Source organism: Actinosynnema sp. ALI-1.44 (assembly GCF_001984155.1).
Taxonomy (GTDB): domain Bacteria; phylum Actinomycetota; class Actinomycetes; order Mycobacteriales; family Pseudonocardiaceae; genus Kibdelosporangium.
This window is the reverse complement of the sequence record NZ_MTQO01000045.1, coordinates 228,197-245,928: the sequence shown is the minus strand read 5'-3', so window position 1 is coordinate 245,928 and position 17,732 is coordinate 228,197. Positions and strand designations below refer to the sequence as shown.

At 68.9% G+C, this 17,732-nt stretch carries 17 protein-coding genes; 11 read left to right on the top strand and 6 right to left on the bottom strand.

The window, feature by feature from the left end:
* Positions 1–35 precede the first annotated feature (35 nt).
* Complete coding sequence (locus ALI144C_RS21775) at positions 36–1,040, bottom strand: iron-siderophore ABC transporter substrate-binding protein (RefSeq protein WP_076988962.1); 1,005 nt, start codon at positions 1,038–1,040, stop codon at positions 36–38.
* Between the two features lie 146 nt (positions 1,041–1,186).
* Between ALI144C_RS21775 and ALI144C_RS21770 the strand changes: the two genes are divergently transcribed.
* Together ALI144C_RS21770 and ALI144C_RS21765 are read left to right on the top strand one after the other, a co-directional pair.
* Positions 1,187–2,227, top strand: coding sequence for a FecCD family ABC transporter permease (locus tag ALI144C_RS21770; protein WP_076989150.1), 1,041 nt, complete (start codon positions 1,187–1,189; stop codon positions 2,225–2,227).
* Positions 2,224–3,267, top strand: coding sequence for a FecCD family ABC transporter permease (locus ALI144C_RS21765; RefSeq protein ID WP_076988961.1), 1,044 nt, complete (start codon positions 2,224–2,226; stop codon positions 3,265–3,267). Before ALI144C_RS21770 ends, ALI144C_RS21765 begins: the two co-directional genes overlap by 4 nt.
* Here ALI144C_RS21765 and ALI144C_RS21760 read toward each other — a convergent pair.
* The 3 genes from ALI144C_RS21760 to ALI144C_RS21750 all read right to left on the bottom strand — a co-directional run bounded on the left by ALI144C_RS21760 (position 3,175) and on the right by ALI144C_RS21750 (position 6,721).
* Positions 3,175–4,431, bottom strand: a complete 1,257-nt coding sequence (locus ALI144C_RS21760; protein ID WP_076988960.1) for an MFS transporter — start codon at positions 4,429–4,431, stop codon at positions 3,175–3,177. The two genes, ALI144C_RS21765 and ALI144C_RS21760, sit on opposite strands and share 93 nt — an antisense overlap.
* Positions 4,432–4,530: 99 nt before the next feature.
* Positions 4,531–5,979 carry an amidase gene (locus ALI144C_RS21755; protein ID WP_076988959.1) on the bottom strand — a complete coding sequence of 483 codons (1,449 nt, stop codon included), beginning with the start codon at positions 5,977–5,979 and terminating at the stop codon, positions 4,531–4,533.
* 55 nt (positions 5,980–6,034) lie between these two features.
* Positions 6,035–6,721 carry a hypothetical protein gene (locus tag ALI144C_RS21750; RefSeq protein ID WP_143230775.1) on the bottom strand — a complete coding sequence of 229 codons (687 nt, stop codon included), beginning with the start codon at positions 6,719–6,721 and terminating at the stop codon, positions 6,035–6,037.
* On the opposite strand from ALI144C_RS21750, the gene ALI144C_RS54515 reads away from it, so the two are divergent.
* The 3 genes from ALI144C_RS54515 to ALI144C_RS21740 all read left to right on the top strand — a co-directional run bounded on the left by ALI144C_RS54515 (position 6,711) and on the right by ALI144C_RS21740 (position 10,248).
* The gene (locus tag ALI144C_RS54515) at positions 6,711–7,124 is read left to right on the top strand and encodes a hypothetical protein (protein ID WP_143230774.1); all 414 of its coding nucleotides are present in this window, start codon (positions 6,711–6,713) and stop codon (positions 7,122–7,124) included. The genes ALI144C_RS21750 and ALI144C_RS54515 overlap by 11 nt on opposite strands.
* A gap of 20 nt (positions 7,125–7,144) precedes the next feature.
* Positions 7,145–7,819 carry a dienelactone hydrolase family protein gene (locus tag ALI144C_RS21745; protein ID WP_076988957.1) on the top strand — a complete coding sequence of 225 codons (675 nt, stop codon included), beginning with the start codon at positions 7,145–7,147 and terminating at the stop codon, positions 7,817–7,819.
* A gap of 107 nt (positions 7,820–7,926) precedes the next feature.
* Positions 7,927–10,248, top strand: coding sequence for a penicillin acylase family protein (locus ALI144C_RS21740; protein WP_202819018.1), 2,322 nt, complete (start codon positions 7,927–7,929; stop codon positions 10,246–10,248).
* Positions 10,249–10,315: 67 nt separating this feature from the next.
* On the opposite strand, the gene ALI144C_RS21735 is transcribed toward ALI144C_RS21740, so the two are convergent.
* Positions 10,316–10,855, bottom strand: a complete 540-nt coding sequence (locus tag ALI144C_RS21735) for an AAA family ATPase (protein ID WP_076988956.1) — start codon at positions 10,853–10,855, stop codon at positions 10,316–10,318.
* 71 nt (positions 10,856–10,926) lie between these two features.
* The gene (locus ALI144C_RS21730) at positions 10,927–12,480 is read right to left on the bottom strand and encodes a methionine--tRNA ligase (RefSeq protein WP_076988955.1); all 1,554 of its coding nucleotides are present in this window, start codon (positions 12,478–12,480) and stop codon (positions 10,927–10,929) included.
* A gap of 88 nt (positions 12,481–12,568) precedes the next feature.
* On the opposite strand from ALI144C_RS21730, the gene ALI144C_RS21725 reads away from it, so the two are divergent.
* The 6 genes from ALI144C_RS21725 (at position 12,569) to ALI144C_RS21700 (ending at position 17,726) form a co-directional block, all read left to right on the top strand.
* A complete protein-coding gene (locus ALI144C_RS21725) occupies positions 12,569–13,147 on the top strand; it encodes a helix-turn-helix domain-containing protein (protein ID WP_076988954.1) in 579 nt (192 codons plus the stop codon).
* 84 nt (positions 13,148–13,231) lie between these two features.
* Positions 13,232–14,380 (top strand): NAD(P)/FAD-dependent oxidoreductase, encoded by a 1,149-nt coding sequence (locus ALI144C_RS21720; RefSeq protein WP_076989148.1) that lies wholly within the window; start codon positions 13,232–13,234, stop codon positions 14,378–14,380.
* A complete protein-coding gene (locus ALI144C_RS21715) occupies positions 14,371–14,574 on the top strand; it encodes a 2Fe-2S iron-sulfur cluster-binding protein (protein ID WP_076988953.1) in 204 nt (67 codons plus the stop codon). Before ALI144C_RS21720 ends, ALI144C_RS21715 begins: the two co-directional genes overlap by 10 nt.
* Positions 14,571–15,827 carry an NAD(P)/FAD-dependent oxidoreductase gene (locus tag ALI144C_RS21710; protein ID WP_076988952.1) on the top strand — a complete coding sequence of 419 codons (1,257 nt, stop codon included), beginning with the start codon at positions 14,571–14,573 and terminating at the stop codon, positions 15,825–15,827. The genes ALI144C_RS21715 and ALI144C_RS21710 overlap by 4 nt, the downstream gene beginning before the upstream one ends.
* Positions 15,824–16,723 (top strand): dihydrodipicolinate synthase family protein, encoded by a 900-nt coding sequence (locus ALI144C_RS21705; protein ID WP_076988951.1) that lies wholly within the window; start codon positions 15,824–15,826, stop codon positions 16,721–16,723. The genes ALI144C_RS21710 and ALI144C_RS21705 overlap by 4 nt, the downstream gene beginning before the upstream one ends.
* Position 16,724: 1 nt before the next feature.
* On the top strand, positions 16,725–17,726 hold the full coding sequence (locus tag ALI144C_RS21700; protein ID WP_076988950.1) for a proline racemase family protein: 1,002 nt from the start codon (positions 16,725–16,727) through the stop codon (positions 17,724–17,726).
* Positions 17,727–17,732: the final 6 nt, after the last annotated feature.

Below are 17,732 nucleotides of genomic sequence, written 5' to 3'. Positions count from 1 at the left end.
GAGCGCCCGGCGGTGTGCGGCCGCCGGGCGACGCTCTACTTGACGGCCGCCGCCAACTGCGGGACGTACTTCTCCAGCAGGAACGGCAGGCTGAGCACGGAGATGAACGACACGGCGCTGCCGTAGTCGGAGGCCTCGTCGATCAGGATGTCCCGCTTCTCCCTGGCCACCTTGAGGCTGCTGTAGACCGGGTCCTTCGCCAGCGCCTCCTTGGTCTGCGGCCCGGCGATCCAGATCACCACGTTCTGGTCGAGCATCTCGGTCTGCTCCTTGCTGATCGAGATGCCGAACTTGTCACCGATGACCTTGTCGAGTTGCTGCGGCGACTTGAAACCCAGCGAGTGCAGCAGGCGCGTGCGGGGATCGTTCGAGCCGTAGACGAAGTAACCCTCCCATGTGGTGGCGATCACGGCCGTCGACTGCTCGAACTTCGGGTTGTCCTTGCGGGCCTTGGCGATCAGCGCCTCGGAGTCCGCGATGAGCTTGTCCGCCTGCGCGGGCTTGCCGACGACCTGACCGACCTTCTTGGTCATCTCCTGCCAGCCGATGCCGTAGTCAGGCACGTCCTTGGGCTGCGCCACCGTCGGCGCGATCTTGCTGAGCTTGTCGTACTGCTCCTGCGTGAGCCCCGAGTACAGGCCGATGATCGCGTCGGGACGCAGTGCCGCGACCTTCTCCATCTGCGGACCGCTTCCCTCGTCAGTCAGGACGGTCGGTTTGGGCGCGTTGCCGAGTTTGGCGGTCGCCCACGGCGCGATGGCCCCTTCGTGCTTCTTCAGCCAGTCCGTGGTGGCGACCGGGACCACGCCCAGCGCCAACAGCGCGTCCTGCTCCATCATGCCGACGAGCACGATCCGTTTCGGCTCCGCCTTGATGGTCGTGCTGCCGTACTTGTGCTCGATCGTGACGGGGAACGCGGCGGCTTCGGGCGTACCGCCGCCTGGGGCGCCGGACTGGGGCGCCTGCGGGGACGTCGTGGTCGAGCCCGAGCCGCACGCGGCCAGCAGAAGCAGGCACGCGGCCAGCAAACAGCGAATCATTGAACCAAACCCTTCATCGACAGCCCGGCCAAGCGGTGTTCGGATCCCCGCGGAGCGAGTACGGCGGCCACCTGGTGTTTCCCTACCCGAGGACTTCGGTTAGCCTAGCCTCAATTGTCGGAATCTTGGACCTGGTGGTGCGTGTGGTGAGCGTTACGGACCACGCGGAGCCCACCCAGAAGAAGGCGGCACTACGCACGACCAGGGCCATCGGCCTCGTCGTCGCGCTCGCCGCCCTCGTCGTGGTGTGCCTGCTGAGCATCTGGTTCGGATCGAAGGACATCCCGTTCGCTTCGACCTGGAACGTGCTGTGGCACAACGACGGGTCACGCGACGCGGTGATCATCCATTCGGTACGGATCCCACGCACGATCCTCGGTCTGCTGGTCGGGGCCGCGCTGGGCCTCGCGGGCGCGCTGATGCAGGCGTTGTCACGCAACCCGCTCGCCGAACCGGGTCTGCTCGGGGTGAACGCGGGAGCTTCGGCGGCCGTGGTGCTCGGTATCGGCGCGTTCGGTGTCTCCGGCGTGTCCGGGTACGTGTGGTTCGCCTTCTTCGGCGCGGGTGTCGCGACCGTGATGGTCTACGTGCTCGGCTCGACGGGTCGCAGCGGTCCGACGCCGGACCGGCTGGTGCTGGCCGGTGCCGCCGTCAGCGCGGTGCTGTACGCGTTGATCCACGCCTTCCTGCTGATGAAACCGCTGGCGTTCAACGAGTTCCGCTTCTGGAACGTCGGCTCGCTCAGCGGGCGCAACCTCGACACCGTGCTGCAGCTGTTGCCGTTCTTCACGATCGGTATCGTGCTCGCGCTCGCGCTGAGCCGTACGCTGAACGCACTTGCTCTCGGAGACCAGGCGGCGTCGGCCCTGGGTGCCCACATCGGACGGACGCGCGTCCTCGGTGTGATCGCCGTGACGCTGCTGTGCGGCGCCGCCACGGCCGCGGTCGGGCCGATCACGTTCGTCGGACTGGCCGTGCCGTACGTCGTCCGGTTGATCACCGGCCCGGACCAGCGCTGGATCCTGCCGTACACACTGGTCGTCGCGCCGACCCTGATGATCGGGTCGGACGTGGTCGGCCGTGTGCTCAACCAACCATCGGAGCTGCAGGTGGGCATTGTGACCGCGTTCCTCGGCGCACCGGTGTTCATCTGGCTGTGCCGTCGCCGCCGGGTGGTCAAGCTGTGAGCGTCGGCACGGCGGTGCGGGGCCGCCCGATCCGGATCGCGCGGCTGTCGGTGCGGCTGGACATCCGCGCCCTGGTGGCGTGTGTCGCCCTGGCCGTGTCGATCGTCGTGCTCGTCTTCCTGACGATGACCACCGGCGACTACCCGCTGTCGGTGTCCGAAGTGGTGGACACCGTGCTCGGCCACGGCCCGCCCGGCGCCGAGTTCATCGTGCTGGAACTGCGACTGCCCCGGCTGCTGACCGCGCTGCTGGTCGGCGGCGCGCTGGGGATCAGCGGCGCGCTGATGCAGCGGCTGACCGACAACCCGTTGGGCAGCCCGGACATCATCGGGTTCACCGCGGGTTCGGCGACCGGTGCGCTGTCGGTGATCGTGCTGACCGACGGCGGGATGATGGCTGTCGCGGGCGGCGCGTTGACCGGTGGGGTCGTGACGGCGGTCCTGATCTACCTGCTGGCGTTCAAGGGCGGCGTGCAGGGCTTCCGGCTGGTGCTGATCGGCATCGGTGTCAGCGCGATGCTCTTCGCCGCCAACGACTACCTGATCACCCATTCCTCGTTGCAGGACGCCATGGCCGCGGTGGCTTGGCAGGTCGGCGGGCTCAACGGCCGCGGGTGGGAGCACGTCGAACCGGTTGCCTGGTCGATGCTCGTGCTCCTGCCGTTCGCGGTGTTCTTCAGCCACCGGCTGTCGATCCTGCAGATGGGCGACGACGCGGCCAAAGCGCTGGGCGTGCGGGTGGAAAGCACCAGGTTCGTGCTGATCGCGGTGAGCGTGGCCCTCGCGGCGGTCGGGACCGCCGCGGCCGGACCGATCACGTTCGTCGCGCTGGCGGCGCCGCAGATCGCCCGCAGGCTGACCAGGGCACCGGTGGCCGGGCCGGTCGCCGCCGGGCTGACGGGCGCGTTGCTGCTGCTCCTGAGTGATTTCGCCGTGCAGAGGCTGTTCTCAGAGTCGCAGCTCCCGGTCGGGATCGCCACGGCGACCATCGGCGGTGGCTACCTCGCCTGGCTGCTGGGCCGCGAGTTCCGGCGCCGGTGACTTGGCCAGCCAGACCGCGACCGCACCGAACGCCCCGACCAGAGCGAAAACGTAGAAGCCCCACGGGTACGCGACCCCGGCGTCCAGCAGAGTCCCGCCGACGACAGGTCCGCTGATGGCGCCGAGCCTGCCGACCCCGGCGGCCATCCCCAGCGCGGTGGCCCTGTTGCCGTCCACATAGGTTCGTCCGATGTAGGCGTACACGAGGACCTGGGCGCTGAACACGAAACACCCGGTCACGAACACCGCGACGTAAGCGCCGAACTGCGGCATCCTGACGCTCAGCAACGCCAGGAACACAGCGGCGGCGGCGAACCACAGGACCGTGGGCCGCCGAATGCCTGCCCGGTCGGCGACAGCACCCGCGACCAGCAACCCGACCACAGCGCCGACGTTGAGCGTCAACAGCAACGCGAGCGCGGCGCCCAACTCGTACCCGGCGGACCGCATGATCTGCGGGAGCCACGTGTTCAGCCCGTAAACCAACAACAGACCCATGAACGACGTCACGCAGAACGCCACAGTCGACCGCGCGTACCCACTCTTGAACAGCGAGGCGAACGCACCGAGTGCGGTCCGCTTGTGCTCGAACGCCGCCGACTCCGGCAAGTACTTGACCATGAGCGGCACGAGGACAAGCGCGGGCGCCGCACCGATGACGAACATCGCCCGCCACCCCAGGTCGGGGATGACAAGGATGCCAAGCAACGCGGTGAGCACGGCGCCGACGTGGTAGCCGGTCATCACGGTCGTCGTCGCACTCCCAGTCCGGTCACGGCGAGCGTGCTCGTTGACGATGGCGATCGCGGTGGGCAGACACCCGCCGAGCCCGAGCCCGGCGAGGAACCGGAGCAACCCGAACACGAAAACAGACGGCGCGAAGGCGCAGAGCGCGGTGAGCAACGAGAAACTGGCGACGGAAAGGATCATCGCCTTGCGCCTGCCCAGGGTGTCGGTCAGTGCGCCGATCGTCAACGCGCCGATCATCATCCCGACGAGCCCGAACGTGGACACAGTCGCGGCGCTGGTGGGCGTCAGCCCCCAGACCTTGTGTTCCAAAAGGACGGGAATGACCGTGCCGAGCACGACCAGATCGAACCCGTCGAGCAGAACAGCGCTCCAGGCAAGGGAAATGGCCCATCGGCGGTCAGCGGCATTCGGCATGTGTCGCTCCATCGCGTCGTCGAACTGCCGAGACCCTAGGAGGGGATGGCCGGGATCACACCCCCGGCTTCCGTTGGGCGGAAGCCGGAGGTGTGACGGCTATGCCGGTGCCCGGAAGCCGCCGATCTCCTGCTCGAGCAGTTCGGCCAGTCTCAGCGGGGTGCGGTCCTCGAACATCGGGCCGACCAGTTGCACGCCCACCGGCAGACCTTCGGGGGACCGGCCTGCCGGTACCGCGGTGGCGGGCAGGCCGGGCATGGTGGCCAGACCGGCCCAGACGAACTGGTCGAGGAACCGGTGCTCGACGCCGTCGATGTCGATCCGCCGTTCCCCCAGATCGGCGCGGCTGTGCGGGAACGCGGGCGTGGGCGTGATCGGGCAGACCACGACGTCGAACTCGGCGAAGAACCGCCGCCAGCCGTGGCGGTGGGCCTCGCGGCGGTCGTTCGCCAGGATCCAGTCGCGGTGGCTGAACGCCCCGCCCCGCATCCGCGCCGCGTCGAGACTCCGGTCGTCCTCGCTCAGCGTGGCCGCATACCGCACCAGCTGCTCGTACCTCTCGGCCGGGAAACGTCCGGTGACGCCCGAGAACCACAGTTGCGCGTAGAGGATCGCGGCTTCGGTCAGGTCGGGCAGCAGCGTGCTGTCGCGTTCGACGCGGGCGCCGCTCCCGACCAGTGCGTCGGCCACCCGGTTCAGGCCCGCCCGCACAGCGGACCCGGTCGGGATGTACGGGTGATCCTCGAGGATCAGGACCCGGAAGTCACTCAGCCGTTCACGGCGTGCCGGTGGCAGCGCCAGGTTGTGCGCCATGCCGTAGGTCAGCGGGTCCGGTCCGGCCATCACGTCGAACAGCAGCGTGAGGTCACGGGCCGAGCGTGCCATCGGGCCGACGACGGCGAGGTCGAGGTCGACGGGCAACGCCGGCGCGGGCGGCGCGACCATTCCGCGACTGGGCAGCAGCCCGAGCGTGGGCTTGTGTGCGTAGATGCCGCAGAAGTGCGCGGGCGTACGCAACGAACCGCCGATGTCGGAGCCGATGGACAGCGCGCCGAACCCGGCAGCCAACGCCGCCGACGACCCGCCCGACGAACCACCCGGTGTCCGGCTGTGATCCCACGGGTTGTTGGTGGTGCCGTAGATGTCGTTGCGGCTCTGGATGTCCTGCAGCCCCACCGGCACGTTGGTCTTGCCGAGGATCACCGCGCCCGCGTCCTTCAGCCGTGACACCTGCAGAGCGTCTTCGGCAGGCATGTAGTCCCGGTGCTCCGGCATGCCCCACGTCGTTGTCAGCCCGGCTACGTTGTAGGACTCCTTGACTGTCACCGGAATGCCGAGCAGCGGGCGGTCCTCGCCACGGGCGCGGGCCTCGTCGGCCTCGCGTGCGGCGGCCCGCGCCCGGTCGAAGTCCGGTACGCAGATCGCGTTGATCGCTTTGTCATCCCGTTCGATCCGGGTGATCGCGTCGTCGGTCAGGTCCACTGAGGTCACGTCGCCGGCGCGCAGGGCAGCTGTGAGCGCTTCGGCTGTCTGGAAATTCCACTCCACGATTCGACTCTAAGGACCTCCGGGCAAGGGCATAAAACAGAGTTTCAGGCAATGCTCATTCCGCCGGCAACGGCGCGAGTGTGTCGTCGCGGAAGTTGCCGGACGCCTCGATCCGCCCGTCGGTCACGTCGAACGGGCCGAACCGCCACGTCGGCACGATCCGGTTGTTGAGCACGCGGACGCCGACCGGGAAACCGTTGCCCTGGCTGCGGACCTGCACCGCGAAGTTCCCACCGGCAAGCAGGTTGTCCTCCACCAGGAAGTTGTGCGAGTCGCCTTGTTCGGTCGCGATCCTGACCACGGCGTTCTTGCCCATGGCGTCGTTGATGAACGTGTTGTGGCGCAGCACGACGTTGCGTGCCCCCGACGACTGGATGGCGTCGTTGTGGCAGATGTCGCAACTGGCGAGGTCGTGCACGTAGGAGTCCTCGATCACCACGTCGGCGCCCATGTGCGGTCCCTCGCCGAGGCTGTGGATGTTCACCCGGCGCAGCGTGTAGTACTCGAACCCGACCGCCGCGTTCGTCGTTGCCGAGTTCAGCCCGTCGATCTCGGTGTCCTCGATGACGGCGTTGCGGAAGCCCTCGTAGATCCGGATCGGGAAATAGCTCTCGCAGCGGATCCGGCTGCGTTTGATCTTCACGTTGTCGGCTTTGATGCTGACGCAACCGCGGATGTCCTTCCCGTCGATCACCGCACCGCGTTCGGTGATCTGGAACTCCGCTTCGGACGTGAGGTTCACGCCCGCGGTGGTCAGTTTGACGCCGGTCGGCTGCCACCCGGTGTTGCTGGCATCGGGAAAACCGCACACCCGTAACGACGTGATGCAATTGACCTTCCGTTGCGCGGGCGGTTGTGGTGGTGGGGGAGTTGTTTGTTTCGGTGTTCCATTGCTGCTCGGCGCGGTCGTCGCTGATTGCGGCGCATTCGGCGGCGCGAGTGGCTGGGCTGATTCCGACGACCACTCGGTCGGTGCCGTGGTCGCGGCCGGTGGCGCGGCGGTGGGTTCGCAGGCGACGAGAGTGGTGCCCACCGCCACGATCGAGATGACCGTGATGATCGTTCTCGGCCTGTGGCGGCGGTTGGGTAATAACTCGACCATTCGTCCTCCCAGTCAAACAGAAAGGGTAGGTTCGCTCGCGTGACATCGCAGCGTACTGAATTCGTGCGTACCCAGGATGGTGAATTCGACCTGAAGATCTGGTCGCCGTCGGGTGGTGGTCCCGCGGTACTGGTGATCCAGGAAATCTTCGGCGTCGGCGACTACATCGAAGCGGTGGCGGCTGATCTGGTCGAACTGGGATACGTCGCCGCGGCGCCGGACATGTTCTGGCGGCTGCGGCCGGGGTGGCGGGCCGGGCACGACGAAGACGGCCTGGCCGAGTCGATCGACCTGGCAGGCCGGTTCGACTTCGCGACCGGGATCAAGGACGTGGCCGCCGCGTTCGACCACCTGACGGGACTGCCCGAGGTGACAGGGGGCGTCGGGCTCCTCGGCTTCTGCTTCGGCGGCACGGTGGCGTTCGCGTCCGCCGCTGAGATGGCCCCGGCGGCCGTGGCGTCGTTCTACGGATCCGGAGTTCCGGCCCACCTGGACCTGCTCGACAGGATCAAGGCGCCGCTGCAGTTGCACTTCGGCGGGCAGGACCCGTACATCCCGGCGGAGAAGGTGGCCGACGTGGCGGCGGCGGTCGAAGGACGGCCGAACGTCGAACTGCACATCCAACCGGACGGCGGGCACGCCTTCCACAACCGGGTGGCGCCGATGTTCCACCAACCCGAGCCCGCCGAGCGCGCCTGGGCGCTGACCGTCGACTTCCTCCGCGGGCACCTCGTTTGACCAGGTCGCCGCCGGTGGCCGCGCAGGTGCGCCACCGGTGGCGAGTCGTTGTCGGATCAGGGCGTTCCCCGATGCCCGACGCGATCGGGTCACGTAGAAAGATCCACGTGTCCCTATCGAGAAGAGTGATCACGCTCGCCGCCGCGGCCGCGGTGGCTGTCCCGCTGGCCGCGTCGCCAGGCGCAGCGGCGGAACAACAAGGCTTCTCCGCCGTCATCCGGTACACCGAGAACGGCGTCCCGCACATCAAGGCGAACGACTACCCCAGCCTGGGCTACGGGTTCGGTTACGCCGCGGCGAAGGACAACATCTGCCAGATCGCGGATCTGTACGTGACGCTGAGCGCGCGCCGCTCGGAGTTCTACGGCCCGGACAAGCCGGGCAACCCCGCGCTCGGCAGCGCGTCGACGAGCCTGGCGAGCGACCTGTACTTCCAGCAGGTCAACGACTCGCGAGTGGTCGAGGAGACGGTCAGGCAGCGCGCGCCGCTCGGCCCGCGCCAGGAGGCGCGGGAGGTCATCTCCGGCTACGTCGCCGGGTACAACCGGTTCGTCGGCGAGCGCCGGATCACCGACCCGGCGTGCCGCGACGCCCCGTGGGTCCGGCCGATCGCGGAGATCGACGTCTACCGGCACCTGCACGCCCTGGCCACGATGAGCGGCCAGGCCCTGCTGGTGGACCAGATCTCGTCGGCCCAGCCACCGGCCGCCCCGGTGAGCGAACCGCCGATCCCGCGGGACGCCGCCCGCAAGGTCACCGACGCCCTGGAAACCACCAAGGACATGGGCAGCAACGGCTTCGCGTTCGGCCGTGACGCCACGGCCAACGGCAAGGGGCTGCTGCTGGGCAACCCGCACTTCCCGTGGCAGGGCGGCCGCCGGTTCTGGCAGTCCCAGCTGACCATCCCCGGCAAGCTGGACGTGTCCGGCGGGAGCCTGCTCGGCCTGCCGTTCGTTCAGATCGGCCACACCAAGGACATCGCCTGGACGCACACGGTGGCCACACCGCGCACGTTCGGCCTGTACCAACTGCAACTGGTGCCGGGATCGCCGACGACCTACCTCGTCGACGGCAAACCGGAGCAGATGACCAGCCGCAAGGTGACCGTGCCCAGCCGCAACGCCGACGGCAGCCTGGGCCAGGTCGAGCGGACGCTGTGGTCCACCCGGTACGGCCCGGTGATCGGCGCCGCCCTGGGCCTCCCACTGACCTGGACGAACACGACGGCCTACGCCATGCGCGACGCCAACTGGGGCAACATCCGCGCGGCCAACACCTGGCTGGACATCGCGCGGGCCCGTGACACCAAGGGCGTGGTCAAGGCGCTGTCGGACACCCTCGGCTCGCCGTGGGTCAACACGATCGCCACCGACCGGTCGGGCAACGCGACCTACGCCGACGTGCAGGTAGTCCCGCACATCACCGACGAGCTGGCGCGGCAGTGCAACACGCCACTGGGCGCGGCGGTGTTCCCGTCCACCGGCGTCGCCGTGCTCGACGGCGCCAAGACCAGCTGCGCCTGGGGCAACGACCAGGACGCGGCCGTGCCCGGACTGCTTGGTCCGTCCAGGCAGCCGGTGCTGACCAGGTCCGACTACGTGGCCAACTCCAACGACAGCGCCTGGCTGACCAACCCGGCCGCGCCGATCACCAACTACCCGCGGATCATCGGCGACGTGGCGACCGAGCGCGGCCCACGGACCCGGATGGCGATCTCCGAGCTGGACGGCAAGCGGTTCTCCAGGCAGGCCATCCAGGACACGGTGTTCAGCGACCGCAGCCTGACCGGTCAGATTGCGGCGGACGACACGGCAAAGATGTGCGACACGCTGCAGGATGTCGCCGACGCCTGCGCGGCGGTCAGACAATGGGACAAGTCGTACTCCACGTGGAGCAAGGGTGCGTTGCTGTTCGAGCGGTTCTGGATGAAGGTCCCGCCGGGTTCGTGGAAGGTGCCGTTCAACGCCGCCGACCCGGTCCGCACCCCGAACACGCTCAACACCGACAGCCCGGCGGTCCGCAAGGCCTTCATGGACGCCGTCGCCGAACTGCGCGCCGCGAAGATCCCGGTGGACGCGCCACTGGGCCAGTACCAGTACGTCGTCCGCAACGGCGAGCAGATCCCGGTCCACGGCGCGCCCAACAACCTCGGCGTGCTCAACATGCAGGTCCCGGTGTGGGACCCGGCCAAGGGCAACACCGAACTGGTGCACGGATCCAGCTACATCCAGGCCGTTTCGTTCGACGGCGGCAATTGCCCGGACGCGCGGACCTTGCTGACGTACTCCCAATCCACGGATCCCACATCGCCGCATTTCGCCGACCAGACGAAACTGTTCTCCCGCGGTGAATGGGTGCGTGGCCGGTTCTGCGAACACGAGATCCTGACGTCCCCGGCGTTGCGGATCGTCCACCTGTTCCAGCGATAATCGTTCCGAACGGATAGTGCCGGGGAGCGGGAATGCCCAGCTCCCCGGTACACAGGGATCGAAGAAATCAGGCGACCTTCAGGTACAGCCCGGAATTCGTCTCCTCCCGGTCGATCAACCGCGCGCTGTGCCAGCCCGGCGGGCGCCACCCGGCCGACAACCGCGACCGAACCGCCGGAGATCGCCGCATGTGCCGGGCGAAAGACCATTTCAGCAGCACCCGGCCACGCGCGACCTGACCGGCGAGCGCCTCGGCGGGAGTGCAGTCGATCCAGATGAAATGCCGTTCCCGCCGCGACAACGCGCCGATCAACGCGAACACCGCCCGCGACCCCGCGCCTGTCGCGGGATCGTGCACCAGCACCGGTTGCTGTGCGAAAAGCACGACCGCCAGCACACGCGCGGCATGCACCACGTGTACCAGCGGCCGATACCAGCCGTACGGGACCGAACGAGGCATCAAGCGCGCCAGCGCGGACCGAACGTGGTCGGTGTCGAGCACCCGAATAGGCACGTTGGCCTGGGCACGTCGCAAGAGCGTGCTCTTGCCGGAGCCCGGCAGGCCCGCCACGACGACCAGCGCTCGGCTTTCGACCGTAATGTCCATATCCGGAGAACGTACGGCCTTGCGCGTCAGTTCTCCCGGCGAGCCGGATTCAGGGTTTTGCCCTTAACCCGTCACTCGGCCGCCGGAGCCTCGATCCGGGGGAACAGCGCGGGCGACTTGGTCACCTGCACCCCGGCCAGCGAGTCGAGCCAGTTCCGCGCGCCGGGAACCTTGTCGGGCTCGGTGCCCAGCGTGCGCACGATCGTCTCGGCGGCCTCCGGCAGGAACGGCAGCAGCAGCCTGCCCAGCTGGCGCACCGCGCCGACCAGGTGGTGCAACGTGGTGTCCAGGGCCTCGGTCTGGGCCGGGTCCTTGGCCAGGTGCCACGGGGCCCGCTCGTCGACGTACGCGTTGGTGCGCCGGACCAGGTCCCAGATCCGGGCCAGCGCCTCACGGTGGTCGTACCCGGCCATCGCCGCGACGGACGCCTGTTCGCTCGTGGCCAGCTGCTCGGCCAGCGAGCGCTCCGGGTCGCCGATCTCGGCGGGCTGGGGGATCACGCCGTCCCGGTAGCGCACGGTCATGCTGGTCGCCCGCGACAACAGGTTGCCGAGCCCGTTGGCCAGGTCGGCGTTGTAGCGCGCGACCAGCCGCTCCTCGCTGAAGTCCCCGTCGATGAACGGCGAGAACTCGGCCAGCAGGAAGTAGCGCACCGCGTGCGAGCCGAACCGCTGGATCAGGTCGGCCGGGTCGATGACGTTGCCGGTGGACTTGCTCAGCTTCTGGCCGGACGCGGTGATGTAGCCGTGCACGACCACCTCGGTCGGCATCGGCAGACCTGCCGACATGAGCATCGCGGGCCAGTACACCGCGTGGAACCGCGTGACACCCTTGCCGACCACGTGCACCCGCTTGGCCGCGTCCACCCAGTACTTCTGGTACTCCTCGCCGTCGCGCGTCCAGCCCAGCGCGTTGGTGTAGTTGGTCAGCGCGTCGATCCAGACGTACATGACCTGCTTGTCGTCACCGGGGACCGGGATGCCCCAGCCGCGGGCGCGGCCAGTCGACCGGGAGATCGAGATGTCCTCGAGGCCCGACCGCACGAAGCTGGTGACCTCGTTGAGGCGCGACTCCGGGACCACCTTCAGCTCGCCCGCCTCCAGGGCGGCCAGCAGCTTGTCCTGGTAGTTCGACAGCCGGAAGAAGTAGTTCCGCTCGCTGACCAGGTCCGGCACGGTGAGGTGCTCGGGGCACTTGCCGTCGATCAGCTCGGCAGGCGTGTAGAACTGCTCGCAGCCCACGCAGTACAGGCCCTCGTAGTCCTTGGCGTAGATGTCGCCGCTGGCCTCCATCCGGCGCCAGATCTCGATCGCGCCGTCGATGTGGTCCTGGTCGACGCTGGTGCGGATGAACCGGGCCAGCTTGGTCTGCAGGTCGGTGGCCATCCGCTCGAAGAAGACGACGTTGCGGTCGACCAGTTCGCGCGCGGTGATGCCTTCCTTCTCCGCGGCCAGCACGTTCTTGAGGCTGTTCTCGTCCGAGCCGCTCAGGAAGTAGACGTCCATGCCCTGGCTCGCCATGTGCCGGGCGTACGCGTCGGCCTGGCTGTACTCGAACGCGTGCCCCAGGTGCGGCTGCGCGTTCACGTACGGGATGGTCGTCGAGATGAAAGCGGCCTCGGCCATGATCTTCCTAACCTCTGGAATGCCGGATAGCCAAGCTTATCCACCAGCGGTTGGGTAGCCTTCGCCGGGCGATCGCGAGGAGGCCGGTGTGGTCAGGGAACAGGCTGGTCAGGTGCTGGCCGCGAACCTCAGGGCGCTGCGCGGGCAGGCCGGTCTGTCGTTGTCGGAACTGGCGAGGCGCTCGGGGATAGCCAAGGGGACGCTGTCGCAGCTGGAGTCGGGGACGGGGAACCCGACGATCGAGACCGTGTTCAGTTTGTCGAACGCCTTCAACGTCCCGGTGTCCAGCCTGCTGACCGAACGGACCGATCCCGGCGTGGTGCTGGTGCGGTCGGCGGGCCTCGACGTGCTCAGCAGCGACGCGGTCGACCTGCGGCTGCTGCGCCGGATGGACTTGACCGACACGGTGGTCGAGATCTACGACCAACGCGTCCGGCCGGGCGCGATCCAGCACTCCGATGGTCATCCCGGGCTGGAGCACGTCACGGTCACGGCCGGGCGGCTGCGATTCGGCCCGCCGGAGGAGCCGTATGTGCTCGAACCGGGCGACTACATCTGCTTCCCGGCGCACCGACCGCACATCTACGAGGCCGTCGACGGTCCGGTGATGTCGGTCCTGCTGCTGCAGTACCCGGCGGGCGCGGTGGCCGCGCCAGTGCACTCCTAGCCTGTGCACTCCTAACGGCCCATTGGAAGAGCCGCGCTTCTCGGGCTACCCTGCTGTCGTTCACTTTAATGAACGGTGGTGGTCATGCGACCGGACGTCGTGGTCGTCGGAGCGGGCATCGTCGGCGCGGCCTGCGCCGAGGCGCTCAGCGCCGCCGGGGTCCAGGTCACCGTCATCGACCAGGGCACCCCAGCGGGCGGGACGACCGCGGCGGGCGAGGGCAACGTGCTGCTGTCCGACAAGCCGCCAGGCCCCGAGCTCACCCTGGCCCAGGCCTCCGTCGCGCGGTGGCCCGAATTGCTGGCCACCCTCGTTGACCAGCTCGGACCCGAGCTGGCCGAGGTGGAATGGGACTCCAAAGGCGGCCTGGTGGTCGCGTTGGAGAACGCCGACGCCCTGGCCGAGTTCGCCGGCCACCAACGCCAAGCGGGCGTCCGGGCGGAGCTGATCACACCGGCGGACGCGGTGGCACTCGAACCGAACCTCACCCGGGACGTGGTCGCCGCCGTGCACTACCCCGACGACGCCCAGCTCCAGCCCGTCCTCGCGGCGACCACTCTGCTGGCGGCGGTGCGACACCGGGGTGGACAGGTCCGGGGTGGCGTCACCGCGTTGGGGGTGCGGCCGGGCGGGCTGCGGACCTCTGAAGGTTTTCTTCACTGCGGCGCGGTGGTCAACGCCTGCGGGCCGTGGGCCGGTCGGTTCAGCGAACTCGCCGGTGCGCCGATCGACATCCAGCCGCGCAGGGGAGTGGTCCTCGTGACGAGCCACACCTCGTTCACCGTCCGGCACAAGGTGTACGACGCCGACTACGTGGGCGCGGTGGAAAGCGGAGCGGCCGACCTGCAGACGTCGACAGTGGTCGAGTCGACGCGCGGGGGCACGATCCTGATCGGGTCGAGCCGTGAGCGCGTCGGCTTCGACGAGACCATACGAGTGTCGGTGCTGCGGGAACTGGCGCGCAAAGCCGTCAGGTTGTTCCCCACGTTGGCCACGATCCCGGTCATGCGCGCGTACGGCGGATTCCGGCCGTACGCGCCCGACCACCTGCCGGTGATCGGCCCGGACCCACGCGTGCCCGGCCTGTGGCACGCCACCGGTCACGAAGGCGCCGGGATCGGCCTGGCCGCCGCGACGGGCCAGCTCCTCGCCGACCTGTTCCTCGGACGCCAGCCCGAGGTCGACCCGTTCCCTTTCCGCGTAGACCGACCGGCGGTGATGAAATGCACGTGACTGTCGACGGCGAGACCGTGCCCGCGAAACCCGGCCAGACCATCGCGGCGCTGCTGCACACCATGGGACGAGCCCGGATGTTCTGCGGGATCGGCGTGTGCTTCGACTGTGTAGTCACCCTTAACGATGTGCCGGATGTTCGTTCGTGCCAGCGAGTAGCGGCCGACGGCGACACCGTGCGGACCCGACCATGAAGGTCGTCGTGATCGGCGCCGGACCCGCGGGCATCAGCGCCGCGCGGGCAGCGGCCGCACGCGGTGCCGACGTCGTCCTCGTCGACTCCGGGCCGTCGGTGGGTGGCCAGTTCTTCCGCCAGCCCCACGACCGCCCGCGCACGCTCCCCGGCGTCGAACACCTGCCGTCCACAGTGGTCTGGGCGATCGAGGGTCGCCGCGTGCACCTCCTCTCCGGACCGGCCGACGGACCCGGCCGGAAAGCCAGGACGGTCGACGCGGACGCGCTCGTGCTCGCGACCGGCGCGCACGACAGGGTCGTCCCGTTCCCCGGCTGGGACATGCCCGGCGTGTACACCGCGGGCGCCGCGCAAATCCTGGCCAAGGAGCAGCGCCTGCCGATCGGCCGCCGCGTGCTCGTCGCCGGGACCGGGCCGTTCCTGCTGGCCGTCACCAAATCCCTGGTCGACGTGGGCGCCGAGGTCACGGGTGTGCTGGAGGCCAACTCCCCGGCGCGCTGGCTGCGGATGCCGTTCAGCGGCCGGCACAAGCTGGGCGAGGCCGCCCAGTACATGGCTCTCCTGGCGCGCCACCGCATTCCGTACCGGTCACGGACGGCGGTGGTGGCGGTCCGCGGAGACGGCCAGGTGCGCAGCGCGACGCTCGCCAGGCTCGACGAGAACTGGCGCGTCCTGCGGACCGAGCAGGTCGAGATCGACGCGGTCTGCGTCGGCCACGGATTCACGCCCCAGCTCGAACTCGCGATCGCGGCGGGCTGCGAACTGGCGGACGGGTTTGTGAAGGTCGGCTTCACACAGGCGACTTCGGTCCCCGGCGTGTTCGCGGCAGGCGAGATCACGGGCATCGGCGGCGCGGATCTCGCCGCCGCCGAAGGCACCGTCGCCGGGATCGCGGCGGTGCAGGGCGACGTGCCACACGACGCCCTGCGAAAAGTGCGACAGGGCCGTGCCTTCGCCGCCGCACTGGCCCGGGCGTACCCGATCCGGCCGGGATGGCGTGACTGGTTGGCCACCGACACCGTTGTCTGCCGCTGCGAGCGGGTCACGTACGGCGCGTTGTGCGACGCCGTCCAGGATCGATCCGCGACCGGCGCACGGACCGTGAAGCTGGTCAGCCGAGTGGGTCTCGGCCGCTGCCAAGGCCGGACCTGCCTGCGCAACGCCGCCGACCTGACCGGGGTGGCTTTCACCGAACGACGTCCGATCGCGGCACCGGTGCGATTGGGCGAACTCGCAGCCAAGGAGGATCAGTGACACAGGAGAAGCTCGACGGCGTCATCGTCGCGACCGCGTTGCCGTACGCCGAAGACCCGGAAGCCCCCGCCGGGCTGCGGGTCGACCTGGACCGCTACGCCGACCACTGCCGTTGGCTGATCGAGAACGGGTGCCGCGGCGTCGGCCCGAACGGCTCGCTCGGCGAGTACTCCTCACTGACCGACGACGAGCGCCGCGCGGTGGCGCGGACCGCGATCGAAGCCGTGGGGGACAGGGGCATCGTCGTGGTCGGCGTGCACGGCGTCGGCTCGCACCAGGCACGGCACTGGACCGAGGTCGCGGCGGAGGACGGCGCGGACGGCGTGCTCTGCCTGCCACCCACGTTGTACCGGGCCAACCCGTCGGAGGTGGTCAAGCACTTCGAGCAGGTCGCGTCGGTCGGTCTGCCGGTGATGGTCTACAACAACCCGTTCGACACCAAGGTCGACCTGACACCGGCCGTGCTCGCCGAGATCGCCAAGATCGACAACGTGGTCGCGGTCAAGGAGTTCTCCGGCGACGTGCGCCGCGTGACCGAGATCCGCGCGGCGGCACCGAACCTGACCCTGGTCGCCGGGGCCGACGACGTGCTGGTCGAGTCCGTGCTGATGGGCGCGACGGGCTGGTTCGCCGGATTCCCCAACGTCTTCCCGGCCGAGTCCGTGCGGCTGTTCTCCCTCGCGCTGGAAGGAAAACTGGCCGACGCCCGCGCGCTGTACGAATCCGTGATCGGCGCGTTCCGCTGGGACTCCAGGACCGAGTTCGTCCAGGCGATCAAGTACGGGATGGACTACGTCGGCCGGTACGGCGGCCCGTGCCGACCGCCCCGCGGACCGCTGTCCGCCGAGCAGCTCGCGGCGCTGGAGGCCGACATGCGCCGAGCGGTAGGGGCCTGACGTGCGCGCCAGCCGCTACTTCACCGCGGTCGACTCGCACACCGAGGGCATGCCGACCCGCGTGATCACCGGCGGGGTCGGCGTGATCCCCGGTGTGACGATGGCCGAGAGGCGCGCGTACTTCGTCGAGTACCTGGACCACATCCGCCAGTTTCTGGTCAACGAGCCACGCGGGCACGCGGCCATGAGTGGCGCGATCCTGCAGCCACCGACGAGGCCGGACGCCGACACCGGAGTGCTCTACATCGAGGTCTCCGGCTGCCTGCCGATGTGCGGGCATGGCACCATCGGCGTGGCCACCGTGCTCGTCGAGACCGGCATGGTCGAGGTGGTCGAGCCCGTCACCACAGTCCGGTTGGACACCCCTGCGGGCCTTGTCGTCGCGCAGGTGCGCGTACGCGACGGCCGTGCCGAGTCGGTCACCATCGAGAACGTGCCGTCGTTCTCGCTGGAGCTCGACGCGGCCGTGACCGTGCCGGGAATCGGCGAGGTCCGCTACGACATGGCCTACGGCGGGAACTTCTACGCCGTGCTGCCGATCAAGGACCTCGGCATCCCCTTTGACAAGTCCGAAAAGGACAGAATGCTCACGGCGGGTCTGCGGATCATGGCCGCCATCAACGCCTCCCGGCGACCGGTGCACCCCGCGGACCCGGGAATCAGCGGGTGCAAACACGTCCAACTGGTGGCACCCGGCGGTGACGGCAGCGACGCACGCAACGCCATGGTCATCCACCCCGGCTGGTTCGACCGATCCCCGTGCGGCACAGGAACATCCGCCCGGATGGCCCAGTTGCACGCCCGCGGTGAGCTCGGCATCGGGCAGGACTTCGTGAACGAGTCGCTGCTCGGCACCGCGTTCACCGGGCGGCTCATCAAGGAGACCACCGTCGGCGCGCTGACCGCGGTCGTCCCCACGGTGACCGGTCGCGCCTGGATCACCGGCATGGCGGAGTACCTACTGGACCCCACGGACCCCTTCCCCACCGGCTTCACACTCTGACGGCGG

What these genes read in the sequence shown, in the direction of transcription:
- ALI144C_RS21720 (WP_076989148.1), top strand. Translation starts at nt 13,232, where the DNA reads ATGCGACCGGACGTCGTGGTCGTCGGAGCGGGCATCGTCGGCGCGGCC.
- ALI144C_RS21775 (WP_076988962.1), bottom strand. Translation starts at nt 1,040, where the DNA reads ATGATTCGCTGTTTGCTGGCCGCGTGCCTGCTTCTGCTGGCCGCGTGC.
- ALI144C_RS21730 (WP_076988955.1), bottom strand. Translation starts at nt 12,480, where the DNA reads ATGGCCGAGGCCGCTTTCATCTCGACGACCATCCCGTACGTGAACGCG.
- ALI144C_RS21710 (WP_076988952.1), top strand. Translation starts at nt 14,571, where the DNA reads ATGAAGGTCGTCGTGATCGGCGCCGGACCCGCGGGCATCAGCGCCGCG.
- ALI144C_RS21760 (WP_076988960.1), bottom strand. Translation starts at nt 4,431, where the DNA reads ATGCCGAATGCCGCTGACCGCCGATGGGCCATTTCCCTTGCCTGGAGC.
- ALI144C_RS21715 (WP_076988953.1), top strand. Translation starts at nt 14,371, where the DNA reads ATGCACGTGACTGTCGACGGCGAGACCGTGCCCGCGAAACCCGGCCAG.
- ALI144C_RS21735 (WP_076988956.1), bottom strand. Translation starts at nt 10,855, where the DNA reads ATGGACATTACGGTCGAAAGCCGAGCGCTGGTCGTCGTGGCGGGCCTG.